Below are 2,344 nucleotides of genomic sequence, written 5' to 3'. Positions count from 1 at the left end.
CCATTGTTTTAAAAAGGATTTTTATGGCGGATTTATTCCGGACAGTAGTGCCACAGGGGGAGGGAGTAGAACGGCGGGATTTTGTGCATTCGTTCCCGCAATCGTGTCGTTCGCGGTGGGGTAAGCCCCACCCTACGTTTACAGTCGCAGCAGCCGTTCGGCGTTGCCGTGGGCGATTTGTGCTTTTTCGGCGTCGGTAACGGGCAGCGCGTTGATAAATTCATGTGCGCCGTCAAGGCTTTGGTAGGGGTAGTCGAGTGAATAGAGGATGCGCTCCGCGCCGAGCAGTTCGTAGATGAAGTTGAAATGCGGCCGGGTGAGCATTCCGCTGGGGCTGACGTACACCTGTTGGCGGAAGGTGTCGGTGATGCTGCGGGTGAGGTTTGATGCGACTTGCGGGATGCTGTCGTCGAGGCGTTGCAGCCAGAACGGCAGCATTTCGCCCCAGTGGCCGCTGATGAGTTGCAGTTGCGGGTTGCGGTCGAGCGCGCCGCAGAGGATGAGGCGCAGCAGGTGGATGCCCGCCTCGTTGTGCCAGCCCCAGGCGAACATGGACAGGCGTGCGGCCAGTTCGGGGGCAAAGTCGCTGTAGTACGCGGCCTGCACGGCGGGGACGGGGATGCCGGGGTGCAGGTAGAGCGGTACTTGCAGTTCGTTGAAGGCGGCGAGGAGGTCGGCGTATTCCAGCGCGTCGAGGAAGGTGTCGCCGGGGCGGCCATTGATGAGCGCGCCCTTGAGGTCGAGTTGGCATACGGCGCGTTCGAGTTCTTTGACGGCGGCATCGGGGCGCGTCCACGGCAGGGTGGCGAAGGCGGCGAAACGGTCGGGATGGGCGGCGACGGTGGCAGCGAGGCGGTCGTTCACCGCCTGACTGAGCGCGGGCTGGTCGGCGGGCGGTGCGTATTGGGGGAAGCCGCCGAGCGACAGCACTTGCATGGTGATGCCGGCGGCGTCCATGTCGGCGAGGCGTTCGGCGTCCCAGTCCATGCCTTTGCGGGTGGAGTCGGTGTTGGCGATGACTTGCGGGCGGCTGCGGTCGGGGTTGTTGCCGTCGCGGACGGTTTTGCCCCAATCGGGCAGGTACGGCGCGGCGGCCATGGAGGCCTGGGCGGTGGCGGGGTCGAGAACGTGTTCTTCGAGGCAGATGAGTTTCATGGTTTTGCGGTGTTATGCCGCCAGCGCTTTCAGTGCGGCAATCAGTTTTTCGGCGTGTGCGGTGGCAAGTTCTTTTTGTGCGTTGATGGCCGCTTCATTGGCGCGGTCGGTATAGCTGATGCCGGTGGTGTAAATCGGCGGCTGGTAGTCGAGATTGCATAGCGTCGCAATGGTTTCAAAGGGCGGCAGGTATTCTTCTACAGTATGGCGGAAGAAGCCGTTTTTTTGGTAAATACTTTCCGGGGCGCCGGTAGTGAAGGAGAGCAGCAGTTTTTTGCCGCCGAGTTTGCCTTGTGCGCCGTGGGCGAAGCCGTGCAGGAAGACTTTGTCCAGCCAGAGTTTTATCACGCCGGGGATGCTGTACCAGGAAAAGGGAAATTGCCAGACGATAATATCGGCTTTAAGCAAGGCGGCCTGTTCGGCGGCAATGTCGAAGCGGTAATCGGGATAGAGGGTATCGAGGCGACGGACTTCCGCTTGTGGCAATGTCTGTTCGAGAGTTTCAATGATGGTTTTATTGGCGACGGATTGTTGCAAATCGGGATGGCCGGAGATAATCAGGATGTTTTTCATAGGGACTCCTTTTGGTTTGCGATTTATTTGCCCGCAAATTCGGGCAGGTTGGCGGCGATAAGTTTCGGCGCAAATTCGCGGATTTCGTATTGCGCTTTATCCGGGTAATAGACGTCTTCTTCGAGGATTTTTTGCAGGGTGTCGCGGTCGGTGTGGGCGAAAATGACCCCGGCGGGTTTGTCGCTGTTGATATAAGGACCGAGCATGAGAAAGACGCCCGCGTCGAAATGTTTTTTGAACCAGGCGGAGTGCTGCGCGAACAGGGTTTCGTGTTGTTCTGCGGAAAGACCTGAATTGACGGTGATATTGATGAGATACATGGGATTTCCTTTTTTGGGGATGGGGCGATTTGTTGCAAGCTACGCCAATAATCTTGAAAACGTAGGGGCGGTTAGAGCCTGTTCAAAATCTTGTGGAATCGCATTTTTCCGTGTGCTTGTGTAGGGAACTGAAAACCGGGAAAACAGCCAATATGCCCCCTCTCTCGCTGCGCGAGCTGTTCCAGTCCCTGTGGGACAAGCATTGCTCGCGTAGCGACAAGTATAGCCATCCACCGAAAGTCTCATACTGTGTTGCGTCGCCTCGCCGTACAAAAGCGTACTGTCTTCGGCGACGC

The 2,344-nt window shown here is 58.0% G+C and carries 3 protein-coding genes; all 3 read right to left on the bottom strand.

The window, feature by feature from the left end; translation table 11 throughout:
- Positions 1-138 precede the first annotated feature (138 nt).
- Genes Q0349_RS04490 through Q0349_RS04480 form a run of 3 tightly spaced genes read right to left on the bottom strand, consistent with a single transcriptional unit; the run spans position 139 to position 2,048 of the window.
- Complete coding sequence (locus Q0349_RS04490; RefSeq protein ID WP_298079682.1) at positions 139-1,155, bottom strand: amidohydrolase family protein; 1,017 nt, start codon at positions 1,153-1,155, stop codon at positions 139-141.
- Positions 1,156-1,167: 12 nt separating this feature from the next.
- The gene (locus Q0349_RS04485) at positions 1,168-1,728 is read right to left on the bottom strand and encodes an NAD(P)H-dependent oxidoreductase (RefSeq protein WP_298079681.1); all 561 of its coding nucleotides are present in this window, start codon (positions 1,726-1,728) and stop codon (positions 1,168-1,170) included.
- A gap of 23 nt (positions 1,729-1,751) precedes the next feature.
- Entirely contained in the window at positions 1,752-2,048 is a 297-nt protein-coding gene (locus Q0349_RS04480) for a hypothetical protein (protein ID WP_298079680.1), read from the bottom strand.
- Positions 2,049-2,344 lie beyond the last annotated feature (296 nt).

This window comes from uncultured Cardiobacterium sp., assembly GCF_938028185.1.
Taxonomy (GTDB): domain Bacteria; phylum Pseudomonadota; class Gammaproteobacteria; order Cardiobacteriales; family Cardiobacteriaceae; genus Cardiobacterium.
The sequence above is the reverse complement of the archived record's forward strand: the minus strand, read 5'-3'. Positions and strand labels throughout refer to the sequence as shown.

Coding starts and splice junctions, on each gene's coding strand:
- Q0349_RS04490 (WP_298079682.1), bottom strand. CDS start 1,155: ATGAAACTCATCTGCCTCGAAGAACACGTTCTCGACCCCGCCACCGCC.
- Q0349_RS04485 (WP_298079681.1), bottom strand. CDS start 1,728: ATGAAAAACATCCTGATTATCTCCGGCCATCCCGATTTGCAACAATCC.
- Q0349_RS04480 (WP_298079680.1), bottom strand. CDS start 2,048: ATGTATCTCATCAATATCACCGTCAATTCAGGTCTTTCCGCAGAACAA.